The organism is Pseudomonas sp. HMSC066A08 (assembly GCF_001813025.1).
Lineage (GTDB): Bacteria > Pseudomonadota > Gammaproteobacteria > Pseudomonadales > Pseudomonadaceae > Pseudomonas > Pseudomonas aeruginosa.
In genome coordinates this window covers 22,450-41,487 of record NZ_KV811250.1, presented here as the reverse complement: position 1 = coordinate 41,487, position 19,038 = coordinate 22,450, and the positions used below count along the sequence as shown (strand labels likewise).

Genomic DNA, 19,038 nt, shown 5'->3' with positions numbered 1-19,038 from the left:
CCAGATGTGGAAAGTGACAGAGCGAGGCGTACGGGCTGGCTCGCCGTCAGCCTTGAACCAGTCCATGGAATCATACGTCCAGAGGCCGGTCCGCTCACAAATCCAGCGGCCATCGTTCGCGGCCTCTACCGCTTCGTGATACTCGATCACGCAGCCGTTGTGCTCGCAGGTGTACCAGGCCTTCTCCGCCTCACCCAGCGCGTTGGTCTCGTATTTGATGCCGAACGAGCAGTCCTTGCCGCCCCACTTCAGGAACTGTTCTCCGTGGCAATGCGGGCAGCGGATGTGAAAGCGCATGAAATGCGGCGACTCTTCAGCAGCCTTTGTGATCTGGCACTCGCCCACCGTCCCCGGTGTGGAACCGCGGATCGACTTCTTGAAGGTGGCCCCCTCCAGGCGCTTGTCGCCGAGAAAGGTTGGCGAGCCCTCGCCCTCAATGTCGGCGTCGAATTTCGACAGCTCGTCGTAGATGACCTCGTCGGGCGACTTCTCGCGGTAGTTTCGCGCGGCCTTACCGCCCAGGCACCAGAGCATCTTCTGGTGGCTGAACTTCTTCGCGGCGAGGGTGTTGTCCCGGTGCTTCTTCCCATACCACGGCGCGAGGGCGAGTAAGACCGGAACATCGCGGATGAACGACTCAACGTGCCGCTTCATCAGCTCTTCGGCGTCAGGGTCCGTCGGGCAGTAGCTCAGCACGTTGCGCTTTTTGTGCTGGAGCTTGTAGCCGATGTTCGCCATCAGCATCTTGGTGTAGCCGACCCGTGCAGACTTGATCAGGTTCACCACGCGGATCAGGTCGTTGCCCATCGCGTTCAGGATTCCAACCTGGAACGCTGCGGTTTCCCACTTTCCTTCCTGGTAAGAGGACTCGGACGACAAATAGAAATGCTTGTCCGCCCACTCCACCGCAGTCAGCGGTGGTTCGCGGAATAGGGACTCAAGGCCGAGGCGAACTTGCTTCTGCAGGTCATTCAGCCAAGGACTCGACATATTCATGCAGCATACCCGGGAGTAGATCGCCCAACTCAGAAGCGCGGTTGCGCGCCAGAGCGATCTCTCGCTGCAGCGCCTCGACGTGCCGCACGTCGAGGTCCGGGTGCTTGCGGCGCAACTTCAAGGGCACCGTGTCGAGAATTGAACCAATCTGGGCAGCGATCTTGCCCAGGGCGAAGACCGCAAATTCGGTAGGCACCAGATGCTTGTCGGCGACCAGGTTCTTCTTCTCCTGGGCGTCGGCCTGGGCCGAAGTGAGGCGCAGACGCTCCTGCGTCAGCTTATGTTCTGCCAGCGGGTCGATGCCTTCCGGAACATCACCGTCTGGTTGGTGTTTCCGCTCCGCGAAGTCGAGGCGGTTTTCCAGTACCGAGCGGACGTCATAGAAGGCCTCTCGGCCAATCCTTGCAACCGGCTCGACGCCCCATTTATCAAAGGCTTGCGTGCTTATACCGAGGCTCGTCGCCATCCGGCTTTTGTTGAGCCAGTGAGGCTGCCGAGTGATATCTGGTTTGCTCATAACAACACAACAACCAACCTCAGAATTTGGGCCATACATAGTGGAAAAGCGGGGTTCGAATTACCCTCTCCAAGGGCCACGCTTCAGGGGCCCCCGGTGCTTTACGAGTAGCACGTCACTGCCCCGCTTTTCGCGACACCCCACCTGCAAGTGGCCACCGCCGGCCCGGGTTGAACTAACCCCGCTCCGCCCGGCCAAGCCACCCGCCAACGGTTCAGCGCAACGCTTTCGCCAGGGCCCGCTCGATGTTCGCCTCTAGGCGCGCGTCGTCCTCGGCAACACGCCGAACGACTTCGTGAAATTGGAAGCGCACGCGGTACTGAGGCTGGCGGACGAAGGCGAGGACCATGGTCAACATCCGTCCACGGCGCTCGGCGACGCCAATCGGTCGGCGGCCACGGTGCATCACGAAGTACGCGAGTTGGTGTCCCCTCGCCAAGGAACGCGCCGACTGGGTGGCGTTTCCTTTGAACCCCGCTCGGTATTCCAGGGCGCCCAGGCCGGAAAGGATCTGGATCATCTGGCCGCGGCTCATGTTGCCGTACTGGTCCAGCCGGGCGCCCTCCGCTGGAACCACGAACATGCCCGCCGGCAGGATGCCCCGGGCCCGGAGGTTCCGCTCCGACGCCTTGTCCACCCTCGGCCCTCCGAAGACCTGGGGAGCTACCCAGTCCTCCGGCGACTGCCCCTTCGAGGCATGGTCCTTTTCGTCCTTCACCCACAAGGCCGCCTCAAGCCGGCGTGAGGTGGCATGCAGGATGCGGATGGCGTTACGGGTGAACGGTGTCGGCCGGTCGAAGACCTGGTCGATCTCCCCGACTAGGGCCTGATTCGCCTGGTTCGCGGTGTGGTTCAAGGCGTCGGCCAACACTTTGTTCGGCAGGTCGCCACAGAGGACCCGTAGAGACGCCACCGCATCATCGAGATCTCGGGCGGAGATACTGCCTCTCATCGCTCATCCACTCGCTGACGCTCGATGCAGTCCAGGACTTGGACCGCGCACGCTGTCAACGCAGCCTCAACAGCATCGATCGCCGCGGTTGCATCTTCACCGTTCGCTAGCGGCGGACGGCCGGGGAGCCGACACGGCGTCAGCGGGCACTTGGTCTGCTGCGCGGTAGGCGCTGGGATCAGTGGTTTCGGGGCGGGCGTACATCCGGCCAAGGCCAGCAGGGATGCCAGCACGCAGCCAGTCGCGAACAGCCTGGTCATTCTCTTTCAACTCCCGTAACGCCGCAGCGTGGCGCGTACCCTGTATCTCCAAGGCCTGGCCAAGCTGGCGGGTTTGCCGTTCGATCTCGGCGACGCGGCCGAGTTGGCGTTGCTGTTCAGCGAGAACGCCGGCCTGCAGGTCGATCATCTGCTGTTTACGGTCACGCTCGGTCTCAGCAGCTTCGGCGCGGCGTTGCTCAGCTTCGCGATCCTGTGCCAGGTGATCCATGCGCCAAAACACCAGCGCGGTTACCAGGGCGACCACCAACCATGGCCGCCAGGTCACTGATCGATCCTCCGACCAACCTTGAACTTGAACGTCGGCTCTTGATCGAGCATCGAGTTGACGATGCCCTCGATGACCGAGAACAGGGAGACGACAAGTTCAAGCGGCGCCCACTTGGCGAACGCCAGCGGGCAATAGCTATCGACATCCCCCAGCCACATCGGAATGCCGTAATAGCTCCCATGGTGCGAGACGCCGATCTGTCGAGCTTCGGCTTTCGTCGTGAACCCGAGCATCATTCCCCCTTGAGCGCAGCACGCGCCCATTCGAGCCGGGCGTTGCGATCCTCAGCCCCGGTGAACGATCCGTTTATGCGGAGAGTAATCTTCTCGAATCGGCCTTGGTCAGCCAGGTCGTTTAAACCCCGCGACTGCCAGAACCAACCCGCGGCAATTGCTGCCCAGGTCCGTTGCTCCAGCAGTTCAGGCTGCGCTACCAGCGGCAGCGCCAGGGCGCGTGCAGCTTCCGCGTAGTTGTCGTGGCCCGTAATCATGATCAGGCCGCGTCCCCGGTATCGATACCCATCGCCCGTATCCGGCGACCCGTTGCCCATCCGGTTTGCGTAGACGCGGTTCGCGATGCGCTCAGGCTGGCGTGCGTACTGCTTCGCCTCTGCCGGCGTGAACCGCTTCGGCCAAGTACGGAGCAACAATTCGGCGGAGTAGTTCAGGTTCTCGATCAGACGCTTGAGGCTCTGGCTTTCGTGTCCGACCTGAGCCAGGAACATCGCCACCCGCTCAGCCGTGTTGATCTCGAACCGGGCCATGGCGCCGTTGATGTGCTCGACCCAAGCCGAGGCAGTAGCGGCACCGCAGCCAGTAGCGCGGTCGAGTTGATCGGCAGTGATCTTCATTCGCCAGACCCTCGACGCGGCAGCTTGATCCCAGCGTAACGGTCGGCCAGGTCACGGATCTTCTCGACGCCCAGGAAGCCGATCCAGCCACCAATGAAGGTGGCCATGCTCTGCGGCACGCCAAAGAACTCGAAGCCGCTGATGATCGTCAGCGCCAGCCCACCACACAGCGCGCCCTCCAGAAGCGCCTGCCGGCGCGTGCCGCCGCCGTAGATGATCCTGGCCATGGCCATGGCCCACGACAGCAGGGAGGCGTAGATGATCGGCGCATGCTGGCTCAGCCAGGCGAGCACAGCCGCCCAAGTGTCGGGTTTGTCAGGCATCTTCATCGTCTCGGTTCCCCTCGCCGGGGCGGAAATGAAAAAGCCCAGCGCGAGGGCTGGGCCAGGGATGGGTGCAGGTACGGCCTTACAAGGGGGGGCCGCGCTCCCCGCAGCGCAATGCACCACCTGCAGAAGGGTAGAAACAAAAAAACCCGGCATATTGCCGGGTTTTCCGATGGAGAATTACTTAGCTTGGGCTACAAGCTTCGGTGTCTCAATCCCGCGCTGAACACAAACCTGTTGCAGATTGGTGTCAGCCTCCTTGAACCGACGCAACTGCTCCAGCGAGGTTTCAAGGCTTGGCTTGACTTCGCCAACGCTATTGAATGCCTTATTGCTCAGTGCGAACGTCTTCATCTGTTGCTCCTTGGTCGGGATAGACGGGAAGAACGACATCTTTATTCCCGTAGTACGCCTCTTTCATGTGTTGCAGTTGATGCTGATACGGCACATCCTCGAGCAGCAACTCCGCGCTACTCAAACTGCTCCAACCCAGACGACGCAAAAGTGCATCGAAAAGGTTGTCAAACACTTTAATCTTACCCATCAGCGACTGCTTGACGGGGTCTGTATCCTTCATGCTCTCGGCAAAGCAGTAGTAATCACCGTTGCTAGCACACTGCTGCCGAGGACGGTGGTACATCAACACAGCCGGCTTAAGCGGCATCAGAGACCGTACATGCGGAACCGGCCACAGCCAGAACCACAGCCACAAAGTAGCAGCTGCGCTCATCAGATATCGACCGATCGTGATCTCAACCTGAGCCTTCGTGTGAACGATAGCATGGATCAATGCAAAGAGAGTGTCTACCTCACCACCGGCGTTGTGGCGGATATGGATCTCGATCAGCTCGTGTGCTTCAGCCTCGCCTAGAGCCTCCACCAAAGGACGCACCGTTTCGACATTCACTACGGCCGTGAGTTCAAGAGCGCGTCTAGCCTTGCTCATCCCCACCAGTTCGACTGCCGTACTCATTCCACCATCCATACCCGTCCCTAGAAAACCGTGCATTAGGGGGCGCGATGATAAGCAGAGCCTAGCCTTCAGGCAATATCATTTCGCCACAATTCACTACCAGAATTAATAGGAAGTGGGCGATGAGTAGCGCAAGAAAACGAACAAAAGTGAGCAATCGCCACTACAAACGGTCTCCACTGCGGCGGCTCTGGGGCTCGCCCCGGACCTGGTGGCCATATGAGAGGGTGAAGGCCTTGTGGGTCGGTAACCCGTCACTTTGATGTGGCAGGTGAGACTGCCGTCTACCGAGTTTCTGACCTTCGAATGAAAAAGCCCGGAGCGGGGGCAACCGGGCTTCCCGTCCATCTCGCTGAAAGCCAAGGACGGAAAACATCGAGTCAGACGGGGGCGTGATGATGCCGCGCCAAGCCAATCTACGCAATAAAAAACCCGGCGCCAGGGGCCGGGTTTCGAGTGCGTCACGCTGCGTTCACAGCAATTCACGCTGGGATGAAAACACCCCTTATTCCGCGTGTAAAGCTATTCCTCAAGCGCTCTCGCGGAACCGCTCCAGGGCGCTATCGACCCAGCCCACCGCCAACTTCAGAGTCTCCCTGACCTTCGCCTCGCCGATCTGGTGTTCACGCGCGATGCGCAGGGCCGGCCACTTCGCGCCGTAGTAGAGCCACACGAAATCACCAGCCTGCGGCGCCCTGTCAATGAGTCGAGCAATGACCCGGTCGACGGCCAAGGCCATATCGTCAGTGACGTGGTAGGCCTTGGGGCTCGACATTGGCATGGCTTGGCTCATGATAGCGGCGGCCGGCGACACATACCCGGGAACCCCCATCCCATCCATGCGCCACCACCCCCACTGTTCGAGGAGATACTCGGTATCGCCCAGCAGCTTGTCCACGTAGGTTCGAGTTCTGCTCATGCCGCCCCCGGACCGTTCAGGCCAAACAGATCGCGCAGCAGCGTTTCCACCGCCGCGCCCTTTGCGTTGCCGTCCTGCAGCCAGAGCCGACCGTAATCGTGGAAGCCCAGCGTGCCGCGGTCGCCGTGCCAGTTGGCGACCATCTGCAAGAGGGCGGACAGTGCCGCAGCACCACCCACCTTGACCTGCGCCAGCTCCTGGCCGGCCACCTTGAGAAACTCCCGCTCCAGCCTGGTCATGACCTTGCGGGGTGCCATCGGTTGTACGTTGCTCATGCCGCCTTCCCTTTTTTCTTGCCGTGCTTGTTGGCGAAGTAGGTACGCCCCATTTCAACCTCCTCTTGGCTCATTTCACGCGAGCCCGCGAAGTTGACGAATCGTCCATACATTCCCTGCTGCTGGAGCAGACACATGCCCGGTGGCGCGTGTCGGCACTTGGTCATCAGGATCTCCGTGATTCCGTTCTGGCCGGCCTCGCTGTCCATGTCCCGGTGGACCATCAGGATGCAACTGGCGTCGGCCTCGATCTCCCCCGAGTCGCGCAGGTCGCTCGACTGCGGGCGCTTGCCGGGGCGCTTGGTCGAGTCGCGGTTGAGCTGCGCCAGTTCAATGACCGGCACACCGAGTTCCTTGGCCAGGCGCAACAGCGCCTTGTTGGTCTTACCCACCTCCTCGCTGCGCGTGCGCCCTTTCGCCTCCGGTGGAATCAGGCCCAGGTAGTCGACGACGATGCCGGCCAAGCCGTGCTCACGCTTGACACGCCGCGCGGTGCTGCGGATCTGGCTGGCGGTCACGTTGGGATCGTCGCAGATGAACAAGGGCGCCCCCTTGGCCTTGGCCACCGCAGATGTGATGCGCGGCCAGTCGTCGTCACCCAGTTGCTGCGGATCGTCCAAGCGCTTCAGGTCCACTCCCCCCAGCGAGGCGATGGAGCGCACGCCCAACTCCTCCTCAGGCATTTCCAGGGAGAACACCAGCCAGGGCTCCCCTGCCTCGCAGGCGTTGTACTGGGCGATCTGCAGGGCAAGTGTGGTCTTGCCACTGCCGGGAAGGCCGGCGATAACGGTGAGCTTCCGAGGGCGGATGCCGCGAACTAGCTTGTCGAGATCGGCTAGGCCAGTGCCGGGCCACTGAGGCGCGCGGCCGTTGAACTTGTCATCGATAACGTCGACAGCCTTGAGCAACACCTCGTCGAGCCGCTTGTACTTCGGCGCCTCGTCATCGAGGTCGCGCAGGTCCGCCATCGCCTGCTGCGCTCTGGCGATGATCTCAGGCAACGGCCGGTCATCCGTGGCGGAAGCCTTCACCGACTCGGCCGTGTCGATCAAGCAGCGTAGGATGGACCGCTCCCGGACGTGCCGGACGTACGTCCTCCAGTTCGCCACCGAAGGCACATTGCGGGCAATGTTCCCGGCATAGGGAATGAGCTTCGCGCCGCTGGGCAGCACATCGCGGACCACTCCCACGGTCACCGGATCGACGGGAATCCCTTCCTCGTAGCAATCCTTGATCGCCTGGAACAGCGCGGCGTTATCCTCGAAGTAGAAATCGGCGGCGGTCACGCTGGACAAGGCCTCGTCAACCAGCGCCTGATTCTGCTGGAGCGCGGACTGCAAGATAGCGCCGAGCACGCCGAACTCAGCCTCTTCGCTGTACAGCTCTCGGCTCACTCCAGAACCTCCCGGCGAGCGGAGCCCCAGGTGAAGCCAACAGCCTTGCCGCCGTTCTCGCGGAGACGATCCACCGCACGATCACCGATGTACTTGGCGACCTCCTGCGCGCTCATGTTCGAAACCACCACCGTAGGCCGCATCTCCCGATACCGGCGGTCAATCACCTCATGGAGCAGACCCAATTCGTACTCGGTACCGCTCTGCGCGCCGAGCTCGTCGATCACCAACAGGTCGAAGCCCGCCAGCTCTTCGAGAGTGTCCCGTTCGGTGTACTTCGCCGCCCGGTTCATCGCCCCCTTAGCCACACGGATTATCTCCGACGCCGAGGTGATCACTGCTTGGGCCTGAAGGTTCCGTACGACGTACTGGACGATTGAGCACGCGAGATGGGTCTTGCCCGTCCCAAGGTTGCCCAGGAGCAAGAGGCAGCGGCCGTCCTGGAAGTTCTCCACGAATCGCTCGGCATACTCCCGGCATGCTTCCAGCACCGCCGCCTTCTCCGCCTTGCCGTCGGTGCGGTAAGTCTCGAAAGTGCTGGCCCGGTAGCGAGCGGGGATGCCAGAACCAACCAGCAACTCGTTGATCTTGCGTTGGGTTTTCTCCGCCAGGGCCACCGAAAACTCCTCGCTCCCCGGCTCGCGATTCACCCCATCCCAAACACACCGAGAGCAAGACCAGGTCAAGTAGCTACCATCAAACTGCTCCACCTGGATCGAGTGGTAGTCACCGTGAACCGGGCAGCGAAGAGAAGGGCTTTCTTCGCTCTTGCGGTTGGGTTTACGCCAGAAGTTAAAAATTTGCTCTGCCATCGTCGCGGTCCTGGTACATGTCGGGGGTGTGTTTGGGGAGGTTGGTGAAGCTCGATGCCGGGCCAGCATCAGGGGCTATCTCGTCTTCCCATCGTCGCCCGTTGAGCCAACTGGCCGGCAGCGGAACGAACTGGCCGTTGTCCTTCAGCCAATCACGCTGTCGGCAGTGCTTCGGAAGCGCCGCCATGATCACAGGGTGCAGAGCAGGGTCGATCTTCCGCCAAGCCTTCTCCGCCTTCGCTCGATCCTTGTGCTTTGGGTAGGCCTGGTAAAACTCCTCGAAACCATCCAGAGGATTGGGCTTGGCCGGCCGTTTCCCAGACTCGGTTTTTCCCTTCCGATCACCCACGTCGTCCGAACCGGTTTCGCCGGTTTGGACATGCTCTTTAGGTTCTTTGGTGGTTCTTTGGTGGTTAAGTGACGGATCGGGTGCAACCGTTGCACCCCGTTGTGTCGTCAGTTGCACCCCGTTACGTCGTGGTTTGCACCCCGTTACGTCGTCATTTGCACCCGGTGCAACCGTTGCACCCCGTTCCATCGAGAGGTCGTACACCATCGGCAGGCGATCCCGGTGCGAGATGTAGGCGGCAGCGATTGCCTGGTTTCCACGGCGAATAACACCAGCCTCCTCGAGGGACCGGAGCTTGTACTGGACAGTCCGCTCGGATAGCCCTGTATCACTGCTCAGCGTGGCGATAGAAGGGAACGCCCCCTTTCCCGCCTCGTTGGCATAGTTCGCCAAGCACAACAGCACATGCCTCATGGCGGCATCGGTAACGACCTGCTGCTCCAGTGCCCAGGTCATGGCCTGAACGCTCATATGTCTAACTCCTCGGTAACGCGCTTCACGAAGTCGTGGTATCCCTCGGCCATGAGGAACCCTTGATCTTCAAGAGCACCGCGGCATGCCTTGGCGTGGCCGTAGAGCACCCAACGCTCACGCTCGGGCAGGTCGCGGAATTGACGGTAGGACGGCCAGGGCCCGGCGATCACCGGGCGGCCGCTGGGGCTGGTGGTGATCCGGCCCGGTTTCGGTTGTGTGGTCATTCGCCGATCTCCTGCGAAGGGGGGCCGCGCATCTGGAAGCGCTCCCGGCCGGCGCCGAAATCCGGGTGCGTGGCTCGGTGTTGGGTCACGAAGGTGCAGCCGCGCACGAAGCGCTCGAACAGCCTGCTGATCTCGGCCTTTGCCCAGACCGCGTAGGGGCGCGCGTTCAGTTCCTCGTGCTTGCTGCGCACCATGGCGAAGGGGCGCGGGCTGTGCGGCATGTCGCGCACCACCGCGTCGATCACCCTGGGCGGAAGGCCGTACTGCTTCCCTATCCGCTGCCGGATAGCGGTGATGCTCTCCATGCCGTTGGGGATCGAGTCGAGCAGCGGGTGCGATCGGTCCATGTCGCCGACGGTTTCGGTCAGCGCTGCCACCTGCTGCTCGGTCAGCCGCTGCCGCCGCTCCAGATCGACGGTGAGTTGCACGCTGGCCAGTAGTTGCTCGGCGGCGGTCAGTGGCCGGGAAGCCTGCTGTTCCAGTTCCTGCCAGCGATCCACCAGCCGCGCGGTGAACTCCGGGCAGAGCTGGGCGACGACGATGATGCTGTCGCGCTTGCCCTGGTCGCCGGTGAAGACGTACTCCTGAGTGGGGCGGCCAGCGGTGGGCTTTTCCTGCATTGCAGGTAAAGCAATCACCCCGCGCTCGGCCAGTCGCTCAATGGTCACGCGTACGTTGTCGTGACGCGACCCAACAAGATCCGCGATCTCGCGGCTGGTCATGGTGGCGGCCTGGCCGCCGAAGGGGGCCAGATCAGTCATGCCGGCACCTCCAGCTCGGTCAGCAGTTGGATCAAGTCTTCGCCAGCCAACCTGGCGATAGTGATAATCGACAGATGGATCGCATCCACCTGGTCGCCGGTCAGGCGTGGGCCCGGCTCGCAACCTTCGAAAGCCAAGTCTTCGCGGACTGCGGTAGCCAAGTCCTGGATGGCGCCGATATAGCTGTAGAGCTGGTCACCGAGTGCTTTCGCTCCAATGCGCCTAGTCATTGGCCACCTCCCCACCCTCCAGGGCAGCACGGACCAGGGCAGTGGCTGTCTCGGCCGCATGAAGAAGTAGGACTACGCGACGACTAACACTCGGCTCGTCGAGGATGTCGAGGAGCCCGCCTTGAATCGCGTCAAGCAGGTCGACTGCGCTGTCCAATGCGAGGTCGGCATCGATGTCATCCATCACGCACAGGACATTCGCTTTCTGACCTCCCTTCGAAAGATCAACGGGCGCAGTCGCCCGGAAGCTGATACCCAGAGTGGCCCTCATTGCTGAGCCTCCTTCTGCCGGTTGATGCGATCCGTGCAGACCTGCTCGAGCTCAACCAACATGAAGATGGCCCCCCCGATCTCCTCCAGAAACCAGCCGAGACGCTCTGAGGTTTCCTGGCCGACTTCGCCTTCAGCGCCAACGTTCGCCAGCAGATTCCCGACCGCGGCGACACCAAGCGCCATGTTCTGAGCCGCTTGCCGAGCCGACCCCAGGTCTGACTTGATGGAGAGAATCTGTTTATCGGTCAGGTCTTCACCCGGGACCCGGGAGCACAGACTGCTGAGCAGCGTCGAGAGGTTCATTGGCGGCGCTCCTTTGCATTGAGCGCAGCGGCGATTTCCGCCTCCTCCGCGGGCAGAGGGATGGCGGCATCCACCAGAGCCTTTGCCGCATCACTCAGGTACGCCAGCGCGTGGTAGCCATTGCCATCCATGGGGCTACCCTCGACGAGGGAGATGAGGATGTCGCTGAGCCCGGCCAGAATGACGCTGGCCTCGTCCAATGCTTCCCGCTTGGAAAGTCCTGGGTTGACCTTGAAGAAGCTGTTCTCCGGGTCGATAGGGCGAGCTCTCAGAAGCGCGTTCATGCCGCACCTCCCGCTGCATCCAAGCCCCGCACGCAGCTACTGTGCATCGCCGCCACCACCTCGGTGAGCAGCGCGATAGCTTCCGCCTCGGAGTCGTTCATAGGGTGATCGACGTCCCTGGCCATGCGCCTGAGCAAAACGCAGAGAGCGTTGAGCGACTCCTCGTATCGCTGCATCACCTCTACGATGGGAACCCCCTCGCAGACCTGGAGCGCACAGAGCCCGTTGGGAGTCAGGAGAAAGCCGACCTCCTCAGTGGTCACTGGCTGTTGCGCCTGGCTTGACGTTTTGATATTTTTGAGTTGCATGTTTATGTCTCCCTTGAGACAAAGAAGTACCTAGGCAGTCGCTGCAACGACTACCGACTAAGGGCCTCGCGAAAGCGGGGCTTTTTGCTGTCTGGAGACAGGGAATCCCTATCCTCCACACATTCTGAAAAGCGCAGCCCAGGTCAGGGCGGCTTTGTGGAAGGAGCGCGAACGCGCGTATCAGACTTTTTCAAAGTGCAAGCTCCCGAATTTCGTTGAACGACGCAGACAGCCTGCACCCGTTTAGAAATATCCCAAGCGCCCATGTAAACGAAGGCCTTGAAGAGGCCCTGCTGATGGTCACCCTGACCAGACTCCGCGCGGAACGCTCATAGGAATAGTGGGTAGCCAGTGCCCCTTTTTCGGGCGCCTCACCCCGGATTTCTGTGCAGAGCTTCCACCAGCAGAGAGCTCCTGGGCTTTTAACCGGGTTTAATGATTCGGACCGTGGCGGTTTAGCATGCGAAACTGATCCGCTTGGCAGGCATCGAGATACCCCTCGGCCGAACACCGCAGGCCAAATGCTCACGGAGCCACCTCGACACTGGATGCCTGAACAGGTACGTTTAGCGCTGAACCGTCAGTTCCGAGGCGGGTAACCTCTTCGCCATGAACAGAAGCCTTCAATAACCTCAGCAGCTCGGCAGCGGAAAAACTTCCGCCCGACGCCTCAGAAAGACGCTGCGCATGGTTTGTCTCACCAGAATGCTCGGTCCTAGGCAACCGACCATTCCTGACCCACTTGTTGACTGCACGAGGGCTGACACCGCAAGCCTTGGCGGCTTTACTGGTTCCGCCCGCAAGGAGGACGGCTTCTTTGATCAGGTTCATTTTCAACGCCTAGAAAGTACCGATAGTACAAGATAAACAGGAACTGAAAGTTCCGTCAAGCCACGAGAGAATGGACTGATGGTATCGCCCGAAGAAAATCGAGAAGCTTTTGCGAAGCGCCTGAAGCAAGCTGCCGCGGACGCTGGCTACCCTGCCTATGGCACGGCGGCGCGGCTTGCTCGTGCGCTGGGTATCACGCCTAAAGCCGTGGGGAAGTGGCTGAATGGCGAGGCGCGCCCGAACGCGGAGAAGATGGAGTCTCTCGCTAGGCTCCTTGGTGTTGAGATAGGTTGGCTGGCCTGGGGAACAGGGTCCATGGTCCGCATAGCGCCGTACAACCAGCAGGCTCCGCTTACACCCGAGCCAGAAGGCGAGATCGTTCCCTTCTCGATTTGGGACGACTCGACGCCCGTTGATGACGACGAGGTAGAGGTGCCTTTCCTGAAGGAAGTTGAATTGTCTGCAGGGTCTGGAAGACTGGCCTTAGAAGTCAGCACCAAGGCGAAGCTCCGGTTCGGGAAACACACCCTTCGCCGTTATGGCGTCCAGTTCGACAAGGCGGTGTGTGTTAGCGTGAGCGGAAACTCGATGGAACCGCTGCTACCGGACGGAAGCACCGTTGCAATAAATACTGGTGACCAGCAAGTAGTTGATGGAAAAATCTATGCGCTATCTCACTACGGGCAACTCCGTGTAAAGCAACTCTATCGCCTCCCTGGCGGCGGTATTCGCTTACGGAGTTTCAACAGGGACGAGCACCCCGACGAAGAGTACACACTGGAGCAGATGGTGCAGGCCGAGCTGTCCATTTTAGGAAGAGTGTTCTGGTCTGCCACATTTTACAATTGACACAAAGGGCGCTATCTGCGCCCTTTTTCTCGCATCGAGATAGTACTTTTGGTACTTGACACAAGGGAACCAACGGTCCAATCTACAAAAAAGCGGAACCAATGGTACTCGTAAATGGATAGTGTCATCCAAATTGGAGCATGGAAAGGGTCGACCGGAGCGCTGCTTGCAGAGCGAGAACTCGCCTGTCTTTTGAGCTTGGCATCCGGCATGACCGACAAGGAGATCGCGCGCCGGGATGGGCTTTCGCCAAGGTCCATCAAAGGCAGGCTCGAGAGCGTAATGCACAAGCTCGGAGTTTACAGGCGCACACCTTTGGTAGCGGAAGCAATCCGCCGCGGGCTTATCTCGCCCGCCGTGATCGCCCTTGCCTTCCTCGTCGCCGGTCAGCCACTGCTCAACGATGACCACATGATGCGCAGCCGCCGTGGCGGCGAAAGGAAGATCGAAACTCGCCTGACTGCTCGCCGCGATGGCGTGGCCTGGGTGGCGTGATCATGGCCTGGGACAGAAACGATCCTCTCAACATCCTGGCGCTACAGCTCGACGGTGAACTGCGCGCCGCAGCCGACTTCTGCCATGGCTACAACGGGCCGGCACAGCGCGCTTTCGCCCGGCACATCCAGGGCCTGGGAAAGTCGGTCGACGAGCTTACCGTGGCAGACCTGAAGGCAGCGGCCGCATTTGCTGAAGCAGAACTGAACGACCTGCAACAGAGAGGACTGATCTGACGCGGCAGACCGAACGCGTCGAAGCAGCCCCGCAGTAATCAACCGATTTTCGCGAAAGCCAACAACCGCGGCAGGCCATCGGCTTGCCTGGAGGAAAGCATGGACAAGAAACCTTTCATCAAGCCCGGGAAGCTCTTCCTGATCTGTATCGCGCTGCTGGCCTATGCCGGACTGTCAGTCGCCCTGGTGGGCGGTATTGGGCCGGCCCTGGTCAGCAGTCGCGACGACGTTCTGGTTTTCGCGGGATTCGCCATCCCCGGCGTCTGGTTGATCGCCTCGGTCTGCCTCGGCATCCACCTCGCCAACACCCGCCGCGAACAAGCGGCCACCACCAGCAAGGAGAAAGACCAATGAAGCGGATTCCCGCTGCTGCAATGCTGTGCCTGCTCGCCGTCCTGGCAGGCTGTTCGAAGGTGCCTGCCGGCAACGTCGGCGTGATCGTTAATCTCTACGGCTCCGAGAAGGGTGTGGAGACGCGTGAGGTCGGAACTGGGCGCTACTGGGTAGGCGTGAACGAGGAGCTCTACCTGTTCCCCACCTTCACGCAGACCGAGACCTGGGGCGGCGAGGAAGCGATCAGCTTCCAGACCGTTGAGGGCATGAAGGTCGGCGGCGCCGTCGGCATCACCTACTCGGTATCTCCCGACAAGGTGACGACGCTGCTCCAGAAGTACCGGGCGGGTATCGAGGAAATCACGAACAAGTTCCTGCGGAACATGGTGCGCGATGCCTTCAACGATGTTGCCTCGAAGCTTCCAGTCGAGAGCGTCTATGGCGCCGGCAAGGCGGACCTGCTGCTGGCCGTTGAGAAGCGCGTGCGCGACCAGGTGGCGCCCATCGGCATCAACATCGAGCGCATCTACTACGCATCCGACCTGGTCCTCCCGCCGCAGGTCACGCAGAGCCTCAACGCGAAGATACAGGCCACTCAGATGGCCGAGCAGCGCCGTAACGAGGTCGCCCAAGCCAAGGCCGAAGCCGACAAGGAGCGCGCCCGAGCCCAAGGCGAGGCGGACGCGAAGCTGACCCTGGCCACCGCCGATGCGAAGGCGATCGAGATCCGCGCCCAGGCGCTGCGCTCGAACCCAGACGTCGTGACCCTCAACGCCGTCGAGAAGTGGGACGGAAAGCTGCCCACCTACATGGCCAGCGGATCCCCGCTTCCCTTCATCGGCATCAGCAAGTAGCCACCCTCGCCCCGGCGCCAGCGATGGCGCCACTGGAGATTCCATGAAACGAGCAACCGTTGTAACCGAACTGCCGGCCAGCACCAGCCGGAACATGGACAAGTTCGTTGTCCGACTGCCGGACGGCCTGAGGGCCGAGGTGGAAGCCGAGGCCAGGCGCGATGAACGCAGCATGAACAGCGTGGTCATCATCGCCTTGCGCGAGTACCTGCACGGTCAGCGCCGGAAGCAAGCGCTCCTCGATGCTCTGACCGCTGCCACCGGAGGGCACTGACCATGAAGCAAGCACTCATCGGCACCGCGATCAGCCTGCTGCTCAGCGCGTGCCTGTATTTCGGTCAGGGGTCGCTTCACCAGTTCGCCTTCTATGTGGCGGCGGCCACGAATGTTCTCTGCTGGCTGCTGATATTCGCCGGCGGCATCAAGGGGCAGGGAGCCACAAACCTGCTCGCCCGTCCTTGGCTCTCCATCCCTACCGGCGCTCTGCACGTGGCGGCCCTGGCCGTCACAGATCACCCTGCACTCGCGGCTTCGAGCCTGCTGGTGCAAATGGCTTGCTACGCCCTCGCCTACCAGGCGGTGCGCAGCGCCGAGAAAGGGGGTGACCTATGACCCATGCCCTGTTTAAACAGATCGATCTGACCGCCAAGCTTGGCCAGGACGGTAGCTCGCTCCAAGCCATGAACGCGCTGCGCGTCATCCGGGAAACGGTAGCGAAACACCTGGCCGGCACCGAGGGTGCAGGAGAGATTCCGCTCGAGCGAGCCCTCCTGGCGCTCCGCACCATCGCCGAGTTCCCCTGCCCCGAGCAGGACGACCTCCCGGCGGCGAACATGCGACAGATCGCGCTGGCGGCGTTGAGTGGCGCTGGAGCCGGTTCGGAGCCGGGCAACCCTGGCCGCGAACCTGTTTCTGGACCGGGTAATGCCGGCGAGCGACCCCACCCCGCGCCGGGATTGGTCGGCGATCACACCGAACTTCGCCGAATTGCTATCGCGCTCAAGAACCCGCAGCTCAGCGGGGAGGAGGCCTCGAACCTGATGGTGCGTTACGAGGCCTTGACCATGCCTGACCACATCATTGCGCTGATCGACGGACAGGCCAAGGAGGATTCGGCCCTCCGCGAGCTTGAGGAAAGCCTGCTGATCCTGGAGCACTGGATCGAGCAAGTCGGGATGACGGATGGCTACGTGGGAGTGGTTGAGATCGAGGCCGTAGAGGCGGTGATCAACGCGCTGAGGCGCCAGCAGGCGGCAGGGAGCGGGGCATGAGAAAAGCACTGACCGCTATCGCACTCATCGCGCTGCTTGGCCTGGCCACTGTTGCCGCCGGTGCAGCGCTCCAGCCGTTCAAGAATCTGTTCATCTGGGAGGTATGTCAGTGATGAGAGGCTCCGATATTCCGCCACCACCAGGGTATCGCCCCACCCCGCTCGCCACCCTCGGCCAGCAGTTGGTCCGCCTGGGCCAGGCGATGCAGAACCCCAACACCAAGCTCGGCGAGTTGACCGAGCTGGTCCAGGCCTGCGGCGTCGACCTGCGGATCTGCGACACGAACAAGGAGAGCCGGTCATGAAGGGCGCAACGTTGCACCGACTGATCGATATCTACGCCAACAGTCGCCGTAACCTGCGCGTCCGTTTGGCGGCCCTCCGGATGTTCGTCCGCGCGGTGCATGCCGATCGCAACGCCAGTTTCGCCGAGTATCGCCGGGTGTGTCGTCGGCTCCTCAAGGGCATGCCGTTCACCGAGCAGGCGCTGGAGCGCGAGCGAGCGGCATATCGGAAGCGTACCAGAGCAGCGAGACAGGCCATGGAGGAGAGCGGGGCTTGGCTTATCGGAAGCTCAGCCATGATCGAGCAGGCCCTGTCGTTCGACGACCTGTGCGATCTCCTGGGGGTGAATCATGCCCACCGTGCCGAGGCTGCCGAGGTCTGCGCGGGCGACGCCGGAATCGTTGGCGGCCTGCTATGGATTGGCGGGGAGTTCGAGGACAGCGCGAACCACAAGAGTGGCCGCTCCAACCGAGGGGACACTGGGCCACTTACCGCCGCGGTCCAGAACCTGTTCCAGAAGTTCCTGCTTGAAAATCCGTCGGTCATCCCTGACCCGTTCGCCCCGGGCGGCCCTTTCTACGGCGCCCCGCGGCAGGAGATGGCGCCAGACGGAACGGTGCAGATTCGGCGACCGGCACTCACCGTCCACAGCCAGGACGGATCGATCCGCACGGTGGAGCGAAAGGAGGAGGTGGTTGACGGTGAGTTGGTTGCCCGCGGGCGGCACGAAGCACCGCGGCGCCTGGTCGTAGTGCGCCACGAAGAGGAGATAGGGAATGGGAAGCTCGACTAGCCCTGTATCCGAGTTCCTGTCTGAAGAGGAAGTCACCGAGCTGACTGGGCGCAAGTACCCGAGCCAGCAGATCGAGTGGCTGAATAGGTACGGCTGGAAGTACGCCGTGACCGCGGCGAACCGCCCGATAGTTGGGCGCGTATATGCCCGCCTAAAGCTGGCCGGCGTGAAGCCGACGATGGAAGCAACCGAGAAGTGGAGCCTGGACCTGTCCAGGGTTAGATAATGAGACCGCGGAGCAACAAGAACCGGGGCCTGCCGCCTCGCATGATCAAGCGTACCCGGACGATGAAGTCAGGAAAGGTCTGGGTTGGCTACTACTACGACGGGCGGGATGCTGAGGGGAGGCGCAAGGAGATCCCGCTGGGCACGGACTTGGATGAGGCTCGGGAGAAGTGGGCGAAGCTGGAGAGAAAGGCCGTGCCGGTGGCCACCAGGACAGTCGGCGATCTGCTGCGTCGGTATGAGCGGGACGTGGTTCCAGGGAAGGCCAAGTCCACTCAGGAGCAGAACCAGAAAGCCATACGCCAGTTGATGAAGTCTTTCGAGTCCGCCCCGCTTGAGGCCCTGACCCCGAATGTAATCGCCCAGTACCGGGACGCTAGGTCGGCACCCGTACGGGCAAATCGAGAGATCGCCCTTCTCTCCCACGCTTTCAACATGGCGAGGGAATGGGGACTCACGGACAGGGAGAACCCGTGTCGAGGGGTGAAGCGCAACAAGGAGGCTCCAAGGGATGTGTACATCACCGACGAGATATGGAATGCAGTGTACGAGGAGGCGACAAGCGATCTGCGGCTCACCATGGATCTCGCCTATCTGACCGGCCAGCGCCCGGCGGATGTACGCAAGATGCGCTGGGCAGATGTGGATGGAGAGTACCTGTTCGTTGGACAGGGCAAGACCGCCATGAAGCTTCGTATCAGATTGCGCCGAACTGACGGATCACAAACAGCCCTGGGGGAGCTACTAGATCAGCTAGACCGATCAGCGCCAACCTTGGCAGCTACCCCGGAGGGCAAGCCCATCTCAGAAAAAATGCTACGCCTTCGCTTCGAGCCAGCAAGGAAGGCGGCAGCGGAGAAGGCCGCAAAGGCAGGCGATGCTGAACTAGCGAAATCGATAATGAACTTTCAGTTCCGCGATATCAGGCCAAAAGCGGCATCCGATATCGAAAGCCTGGAGCAGGCATCCGACCTTCTTGGCCACACTACGCAGGGAATGACACGCCGGATTTATCGCCGCATTGGGAAGGCTGTAGATCCTACGAAGTGATGCAAATTGCGGAAACGATTCGAAAGTTGCGGAAATAATTATCCGCAA

Annotated in this window: 35 protein-coding genes; 13 read left to right on the top strand and 22 right to left on the bottom strand. The window is 61.4% G+C overall.

What is annotated here, in order from left to right:
* The 4 genes from HMPREF2886_RS03240 to lysC form a co-directional block, all read right to left on the bottom strand.
* A partial coding sequence (locus HMPREF2886_RS03240; protein WP_139148384.1) for a phage terminase large subunit family protein occupies nt 1–996 on the bottom strand: 996 nt, incomplete at its 3' end.
* The gene (locus tag HMPREF2886_RS03235) at nt 968–1,513 is read right to left on the bottom strand and encodes a terminase small subunit (protein ID WP_031691153.1); all 546 of its coding nucleotides are present in this window, start codon (nt 1,511–1,513) and stop codon (nt 968–970) included. The genes HMPREF2886_RS03240 and HMPREF2886_RS03235, both read right to left, overlap by 29 nt.
* Nucleotides 1,514–1,727: 214 nt before the next feature.
* Nucleotides 1,728–2,465 carry a hypothetical protein gene (locus HMPREF2886_RS03230; RefSeq protein ID WP_031691155.1) on the bottom strand — a complete coding sequence of 246 codons (738 nt, stop codon included), beginning with the start codon at nt 2,463–2,465 and terminating at the stop codon, nt 1,728–1,730.
* Nucleotides 2,462–2,725, bottom strand: a complete 264-nt coding sequence (lysC, locus tag HMPREF2886_RS35260) for an Rz1-like lysis system protein LysC (protein WP_216356158.1) — start codon at nt 2,723–2,725, stop codon at nt 2,462–2,464. The genes HMPREF2886_RS03230 and lysC overlap by 4 nt, the downstream gene beginning before the upstream one ends.
* A 28-nt stretch (nt 2,726–2,753) precedes the next feature.
* Here lysC and HMPREF2886_RS34555 point away from each other — a divergent pair, with 28 nt between their 5' ends.
* Complete coding sequence (locus HMPREF2886_RS34555) at nt 2,754–3,014, top strand: hypothetical protein (RefSeq protein WP_031691157.1); 261 nt, start codon at nt 2,754–2,756, stop codon at nt 3,012–3,014.
* Here the strand turns inward: HMPREF2886_RS34555 and HMPREF2886_RS03220 are convergent.
* From HMPREF2886_RS03220 to HMPREF2886_RS32830, 18 genes are all read right to left on the bottom strand, one after another.
* Entirely contained in the window at nt 3,008–3,247 is a 240-nt protein-coding gene (locus HMPREF2886_RS03220; protein WP_023099060.1) for a hypothetical protein, read from the bottom strand. The two genes, HMPREF2886_RS34555 and HMPREF2886_RS03220, sit on opposite strands and share 7 nt — an antisense overlap.
* On the bottom strand, nt 3,247–3,864 hold the full coding sequence (locus tag HMPREF2886_RS03215) for a glycoside hydrolase family 19 protein (RefSeq protein WP_031691159.1): 618 nt from the start codon (nt 3,862–3,864) through the stop codon (nt 3,247–3,249). Before HMPREF2886_RS03215 ends, HMPREF2886_RS03220 begins: the two co-directional genes overlap by 1 nt.
* Complete coding sequence (locus HMPREF2886_RS03210; protein ID WP_003123976.1) at nt 3,861–4,193, bottom strand: phage holin, lambda family; 333 nt, start codon at nt 4,191–4,193, stop codon at nt 3,861–3,863. Before HMPREF2886_RS03210 ends, HMPREF2886_RS03215 begins: the two co-directional genes overlap by 4 nt.
* A 177-nt stretch (nt 4,194–4,370) precedes the next feature.
* Nucleotides 4,371–4,544: a hypothetical protein gene (locus HMPREF2886_RS34550; protein WP_153575909.1), complete on the bottom strand. Its 174-nt coding sequence runs from the start codon at nt 4,542–4,544 to the stop codon at nt 4,371–4,373.
* Nucleotides 4,519–5,163: a hypothetical protein gene (locus HMPREF2886_RS03205; protein ID WP_031691161.1), complete on the bottom strand. Its 645-nt coding sequence runs from the start codon at nt 5,161–5,163 to the stop codon at nt 4,519–4,521. The genes HMPREF2886_RS34550 and HMPREF2886_RS03205 overlap by 26 nt, the downstream gene beginning before the upstream one ends.
* A gap of 529 nt (nt 5,164–5,692) precedes the next feature.
* Nucleotides 5,693–6,082 (bottom strand): antiterminator Q family protein, encoded by a 390-nt coding sequence (locus tag HMPREF2886_RS03200; RefSeq protein ID WP_004353175.1) that lies wholly within the window; start codon nt 6,080–6,082, stop codon nt 5,693–5,695.
* The gene (locus HMPREF2886_RS03195) at nt 6,079–6,357 is read right to left on the bottom strand and encodes a hypothetical protein (RefSeq protein ID WP_023086962.1); all 279 of its coding nucleotides are present in this window, start codon (nt 6,355–6,357) and stop codon (nt 6,079–6,081) included. The genes HMPREF2886_RS03200 and HMPREF2886_RS03195 overlap by 4 nt, the downstream gene beginning before the upstream one ends.
* A complete protein-coding gene (locus HMPREF2886_RS03190) occupies nt 6,354–7,751 on the bottom strand; it encodes a replicative DNA helicase (protein WP_033983186.1) in 1,398 nt (465 codons plus the stop codon). Before HMPREF2886_RS03190 ends, HMPREF2886_RS03195 begins: the two co-directional genes overlap by 4 nt.
* Nucleotides 7,748–8,563, bottom strand: a complete 816-nt coding sequence (locus HMPREF2886_RS03185) for an ATP-binding protein (protein ID WP_033983184.1) — start codon at nt 8,561–8,563, stop codon at nt 7,748–7,750. The genes HMPREF2886_RS03190 and HMPREF2886_RS03185 overlap by 4 nt, the downstream gene beginning before the upstream one ends.
* The gene (locus tag HMPREF2886_RS03180; RefSeq protein ID WP_023086959.1) at nt 8,544–9,383 is read right to left on the bottom strand and encodes a helix-turn-helix domain-containing protein; all 840 of its coding nucleotides are present in this window, start codon (nt 9,381–9,383) and stop codon (nt 8,544–8,546) included. The genes HMPREF2886_RS03185 and HMPREF2886_RS03180 overlap by 20 nt, the downstream gene beginning before the upstream one ends.
* Nucleotides 9,380–9,610, bottom strand: a complete 231-nt coding sequence (locus tag HMPREF2886_RS03175) for a hypothetical protein (protein WP_010791987.1) — start codon at nt 9,608–9,610, stop codon at nt 9,380–9,382. Before HMPREF2886_RS03175 ends, HMPREF2886_RS03180 begins: the two co-directional genes overlap by 4 nt.
* On the bottom strand, nt 9,607–10,371 hold the full coding sequence (locus HMPREF2886_RS03170; protein WP_033983181.1) for a Rha family transcriptional regulator: 765 nt from the start codon (nt 10,369–10,371) through the stop codon (nt 9,607–9,609). The genes HMPREF2886_RS03175 and HMPREF2886_RS03170 overlap by 4 nt, the downstream gene beginning before the upstream one ends.
* The gene (locus HMPREF2886_RS03165; protein WP_003119035.1) at nt 10,368–10,601 is read right to left on the bottom strand and encodes a hypothetical protein; all 234 of its coding nucleotides are present in this window, start codon (nt 10,599–10,601) and stop codon (nt 10,368–10,370) included. Before HMPREF2886_RS03165 ends, HMPREF2886_RS03170 begins: the two co-directional genes overlap by 4 nt.
* Nucleotides 10,594–10,872, bottom strand: coding sequence for a hypothetical protein (locus tag HMPREF2886_RS03160; RefSeq protein WP_031691381.1), 279 nt, complete (start codon nt 10,870–10,872; stop codon nt 10,594–10,596). Before HMPREF2886_RS03160 ends, HMPREF2886_RS03165 begins: the two co-directional genes overlap by 8 nt.
* Nucleotides 10,869–11,177 (bottom strand): hypothetical protein, encoded by a 309-nt coding sequence (locus HMPREF2886_RS03155; protein ID WP_023085532.1) that lies wholly within the window; start codon nt 11,175–11,177, stop codon nt 10,869–10,871. Before HMPREF2886_RS03155 ends, HMPREF2886_RS03160 begins: the two co-directional genes overlap by 4 nt.
* Complete coding sequence (locus tag HMPREF2886_RS03150; RefSeq protein WP_003119033.1) at nt 11,174–11,461, bottom strand: DUF3077 domain-containing protein; 288 nt, start codon at nt 11,459–11,461, stop codon at nt 11,174–11,176. The genes HMPREF2886_RS03155 and HMPREF2886_RS03150 overlap by 4 nt, the downstream gene beginning before the upstream one ends.
* Nucleotides 11,458–11,769 (bottom strand): hypothetical protein, encoded by a 312-nt coding sequence (locus HMPREF2886_RS03145; protein WP_031691380.1) that lies wholly within the window; start codon nt 11,767–11,769, stop codon nt 11,458–11,460. Before HMPREF2886_RS03145 ends, HMPREF2886_RS03150 begins: the two co-directional genes overlap by 4 nt.
* A 525-nt stretch (nt 11,770–12,294) precedes the next feature.
* A complete protein-coding gene (locus tag HMPREF2886_RS32830; RefSeq protein ID WP_046094960.1) occupies nt 12,295–12,600 on the bottom strand; it encodes a helix-turn-helix domain-containing protein in 306 nt (101 codons plus the stop codon).
* Between the two features lie 78 nt (nt 12,601–12,678).
* On the opposite strand from HMPREF2886_RS32830, the gene HMPREF2886_RS03140 reads away from it, so the two are divergent.
* The 12 genes from HMPREF2886_RS03140 to HMPREF2886_RS03085 all read left to right on the top strand — a co-directional run bounded on the left by HMPREF2886_RS03140 (nt 12,679) and on the right by HMPREF2886_RS03085 (nt 18,990).
* The gene (locus HMPREF2886_RS03140; protein ID WP_078451236.1) at nt 12,679–13,449 is read left to right on the top strand and encodes an XRE family transcriptional regulator; all 771 of its coding nucleotides are present in this window, start codon (nt 12,679–12,681) and stop codon (nt 13,447–13,449) included.
* A 114-nt stretch (nt 13,450–13,563) separates the two neighbouring features.
* Nucleotides 13,564–13,944 carry a response regulator transcription factor gene (locus HMPREF2886_RS03135; protein WP_031691378.1) on the top strand — a complete coding sequence of 127 codons (381 nt, stop codon included), beginning with the start codon at nt 13,564–13,566 and terminating at the stop codon, nt 13,942–13,944.
* A 2-nt stretch (nt 13,945–13,946) separates the two neighbouring features.
* On the top strand, nt 13,947–14,180 hold the full coding sequence (locus HMPREF2886_RS03130) for a hypothetical protein (protein ID WP_023085534.1): 234 nt from the start codon (nt 13,947–13,949) through the stop codon (nt 14,178–14,180).
* Nucleotides 14,181–14,279: 99 nt separating this feature from the next.
* Nucleotides 14,280–14,534 carry a hypothetical protein gene (locus HMPREF2886_RS03125; protein ID WP_023085535.1) on the top strand — a complete coding sequence of 85 codons (255 nt, stop codon included), beginning with the start codon at nt 14,280–14,282 and terminating at the stop codon, nt 14,532–14,534.
* Nucleotides 14,531–15,367, top strand: coding sequence for an SPFH domain-containing protein (locus HMPREF2886_RS03120; RefSeq protein ID WP_033983179.1), 837 nt, complete (start codon nt 14,531–14,533; stop codon nt 15,365–15,367). Before HMPREF2886_RS03125 ends, HMPREF2886_RS03120 begins: the two co-directional genes overlap by 4 nt.
* 43 nt (nt 15,368–15,410) lie before the next feature.
* Complete coding sequence (locus tag HMPREF2886_RS03115; RefSeq protein ID WP_033983177.1) at nt 15,411–15,641, top strand: Arc family DNA-binding protein; 231 nt, start codon at nt 15,411–15,413, stop codon at nt 15,639–15,641.
* Nucleotides 15,642–15,643: 2 nt separating this feature from the next.
* Nucleotides 15,644–15,979, top strand: a complete 336-nt coding sequence (locus HMPREF2886_RS03110) for a hypothetical protein (protein WP_033983176.1) — start codon at nt 15,644–15,646, stop codon at nt 15,977–15,979.
* On the top strand, nt 15,976–16,638 hold the full coding sequence (locus tag HMPREF2886_RS03105; RefSeq protein WP_033983175.1) for a hypothetical protein: 663 nt from the start codon (nt 15,976–15,978) through the stop codon (nt 16,636–16,638). Before HMPREF2886_RS03110 ends, HMPREF2886_RS03105 begins: the two co-directional genes overlap by 4 nt.
* Before the next feature lie 112 nt (nt 16,639–16,750).
* Nucleotides 16,751–16,942, top strand: coding sequence for a hypothetical protein (locus HMPREF2886_RS03100; RefSeq protein WP_003085682.1), 192 nt, complete (start codon nt 16,751–16,753; stop codon nt 16,940–16,942).
* The gene (locus tag HMPREF2886_RS03095; protein WP_033983173.1) at nt 16,939–17,715 is read left to right on the top strand and encodes a hypothetical protein; all 777 of its coding nucleotides are present in this window, start codon (nt 16,939–16,941) and stop codon (nt 17,713–17,715) included. The genes HMPREF2886_RS03100 and HMPREF2886_RS03095 overlap by 4 nt, the downstream gene beginning before the upstream one ends.
* Entirely contained in the window at nt 17,699–17,941 is a 243-nt protein-coding gene (locus HMPREF2886_RS03090; protein WP_033983170.1) for a DUF4224 domain-containing protein, read from the top strand. Before HMPREF2886_RS03095 ends, HMPREF2886_RS03090 begins: the two co-directional genes overlap by 17 nt.
* Nucleotides 17,941–18,990 (top strand): phage integrase, encoded by a 1,050-nt coding sequence (locus HMPREF2886_RS03085; RefSeq protein ID WP_033983168.1) that lies wholly within the window; start codon nt 17,941–17,943, stop codon nt 18,988–18,990. Before HMPREF2886_RS03090 ends, HMPREF2886_RS03085 begins: the two co-directional genes overlap by 1 nt.
* The last annotated feature ends 48 nt before the right edge of the window (nt 18,991–19,038 follow it).

Excerpts from the sequence above, each read along its gene's own strand:
- lysC (WP_216356158.1), bottom strand. The coding sequence starts at position 2,725 with ATGACCAGGCTGTTCGCGACTGGCTGCGTGCTGGCATCCCTGCTGGCC.
- HMPREF2886_RS03120 (WP_033983179.1), top strand. The coding sequence starts at position 14,531 with ATGAAGCGGATTCCCGCTGCTGCAATGCTGTGCCTGCTCGCCGTCCTG.
- HMPREF2886_RS03135 (WP_031691378.1), top strand. The coding sequence starts at position 13,564 with ATGGATAGTGTCATCCAAATTGGAGCATGGAAAGGGTCGACCGGAGCG.
- HMPREF2886_RS03230 (WP_031691155.1), bottom strand. The coding sequence starts at position 2,465 with ATGAGAGGCAGTATCTCCGCCCGAGATCTCGATGATGCGGTGGCGTCT.
- HMPREF2886_RS03210 (WP_003123976.1), bottom strand. The coding sequence starts at position 4,193 with ATGAAGATGCCTGACAAACCCGACACTTGGGCGGCTGTGCTCGCCTGG.
- HMPREF2886_RS03150 (WP_003119033.1), bottom strand. The coding sequence starts at position 11,461 with ATGAACGCGCTTCTGAGAGCTCGCCCTATCGACCCGGAGAACAGCTTC.
- HMPREF2886_RS03115 (WP_033983177.1), top strand. The coding sequence starts at position 15,411 with ATGAAACGAGCAACCGTTGTAACCGAACTGCCGGCCAGCACCAGCCGG.
- HMPREF2886_RS03160 (WP_031691381.1), bottom strand. The coding sequence starts at position 10,872 with ATGAGGGCCACTCTGGGTATCAGCTTCCGGGCGACTGCGCCCGTTGAT.
- HMPREF2886_RS03195 (WP_023086962.1), bottom strand. The coding sequence starts at position 6,357 with ATGAGCAACGTACAACCGATGGCACCCCGCAAGGTCATGACCAGGCTG.
- HMPREF2886_RS03100 (WP_003085682.1), top strand. The coding sequence starts at position 16,751 with ATGAGAGGCTCCGATATTCCGCCACCACCAGGGTATCGCCCCACCCCG.
- HMPREF2886_RS03145 (WP_031691380.1), bottom strand. The coding sequence starts at position 11,769 with ATGCAACTCAAAAATATCAAAACGTCAAGCCAGGCGCAACAGCCAGTG.
- HMPREF2886_RS03130 (WP_023085534.1), top strand. The coding sequence starts at position 13,947 with ATGGCCTGGGACAGAAACGATCCTCTCAACATCCTGGCGCTACAGCTC.
- HMPREF2886_RS03095 (WP_033983173.1), top strand. The coding sequence starts at position 16,939 with ATGAAGGGCGCAACGTTGCACCGACTGATCGATATCTACGCCAACAGT.
- HMPREF2886_RS03220 (WP_023099060.1), bottom strand. The coding sequence starts at position 3,247 with ATGCTCGGGTTCACGACGAAAGCCGAAGCTCGACAGATCGGCGTCTCG.
- HMPREF2886_RS03140 (WP_078451236.1), top strand. The coding sequence starts at position 12,679 with ATGGTATCGCCCGAAGAAAATCGAGAAGCTTTTGCGAAGCGCCTGAAG.
- HMPREF2886_RS03185 (WP_033983184.1), bottom strand. The coding sequence starts at position 8,563 with ATGGCAGAGCAAATTTTTAACTTCTGGCGTAAACCCAACCGCAAGAGC.
- HMPREF2886_RS03215 (WP_031691159.1), bottom strand. The coding sequence starts at position 3,864 with ATGAAGATCACTGCCGATCAACTCGACCGCGCTACTGGCTGCGGTGCC.
- HMPREF2886_RS03205 (WP_031691161.1), bottom strand. The coding sequence starts at position 5,163 with ATGAGTACGGCAGTCGAACTGGTGGGGATGAGCAAGGCTAGACGCGCT.
- HMPREF2886_RS03110 (WP_033983176.1), top strand. The coding sequence starts at position 15,644 with ATGAAGCAAGCACTCATCGGCACCGCGATCAGCCTGCTGCTCAGCGCG.
- HMPREF2886_RS03090 (WP_033983170.1), top strand. The coding sequence starts at position 17,699 with ATGGGAAGCTCGACTAGCCCTGTATCCGAGTTCCTGTCTGAAGAGGAA.
- HMPREF2886_RS03175 (WP_010791987.1), bottom strand. The coding sequence starts at position 9,610 with ATGACCACACAACCGAAACCGGGCCGGATCACCACCAGCCCCAGCGGC.
- HMPREF2886_RS03165 (WP_003119035.1), bottom strand. The coding sequence starts at position 10,601 with ATGACTAGGCGCATTGGAGCGAAAGCACTCGGTGACCAGCTCTACAGC.
- HMPREF2886_RS03180 (WP_023086959.1), bottom strand. The coding sequence starts at position 9,383 with ATGAGCGTTCAGGCCATGACCTGGGCACTGGAGCAGCAGGTCGTTACC.
- HMPREF2886_RS03155 (WP_023085532.1), bottom strand. The coding sequence starts at position 11,177 with ATGAACCTCTCGACGCTGCTCAGCAGTCTGTGCTCCCGGGTCCCGGGT.
- HMPREF2886_RS03085 (WP_033983168.1), top strand. The coding sequence starts at position 17,941 with ATGAGACCGCGGAGCAACAAGAACCGGGGCCTGCCGCCTCGCATGATC.
- HMPREF2886_RS03200 (WP_004353175.1), bottom strand. The coding sequence starts at position 6,082 with ATGAGCAGAACTCGAACCTACGTGGACAAGCTGCTGGGCGATACCGAG.
- HMPREF2886_RS03170 (WP_033983181.1), bottom strand. The coding sequence starts at position 10,371 with ATGACTGATCTGGCCCCCTTCGGCGGCCAGGCCGCCACCATGACCAGC.
- HMPREF2886_RS34550 (WP_153575909.1), bottom strand. The coding sequence starts at position 4,544 with ATGAAGACGTTCGCACTGAGCAATAAGGCATTCAATAGCGTTGGCGAA.
- HMPREF2886_RS03125 (WP_023085535.1), top strand. The coding sequence starts at position 14,280 with ATGGACAAGAAACCTTTCATCAAGCCCGGGAAGCTCTTCCTGATCTGT.
- HMPREF2886_RS03235 (WP_031691153.1), bottom strand. The coding sequence starts at position 1,513 with ATGAGCAAACCAGATATCACTCGGCAGCCTCACTGGCTCAACAAAAGC.
- HMPREF2886_RS03105 (WP_033983175.1), top strand. The coding sequence starts at position 15,976 with ATGACCCATGCCCTGTTTAAACAGATCGATCTGACCGCCAAGCTTGGC.
- HMPREF2886_RS32830 (WP_046094960.1), bottom strand. The coding sequence starts at position 12,600 with ATGAACCTGATCAAAGAAGCCGTCCTCCTTGCGGGCGGAACCAGTAAA.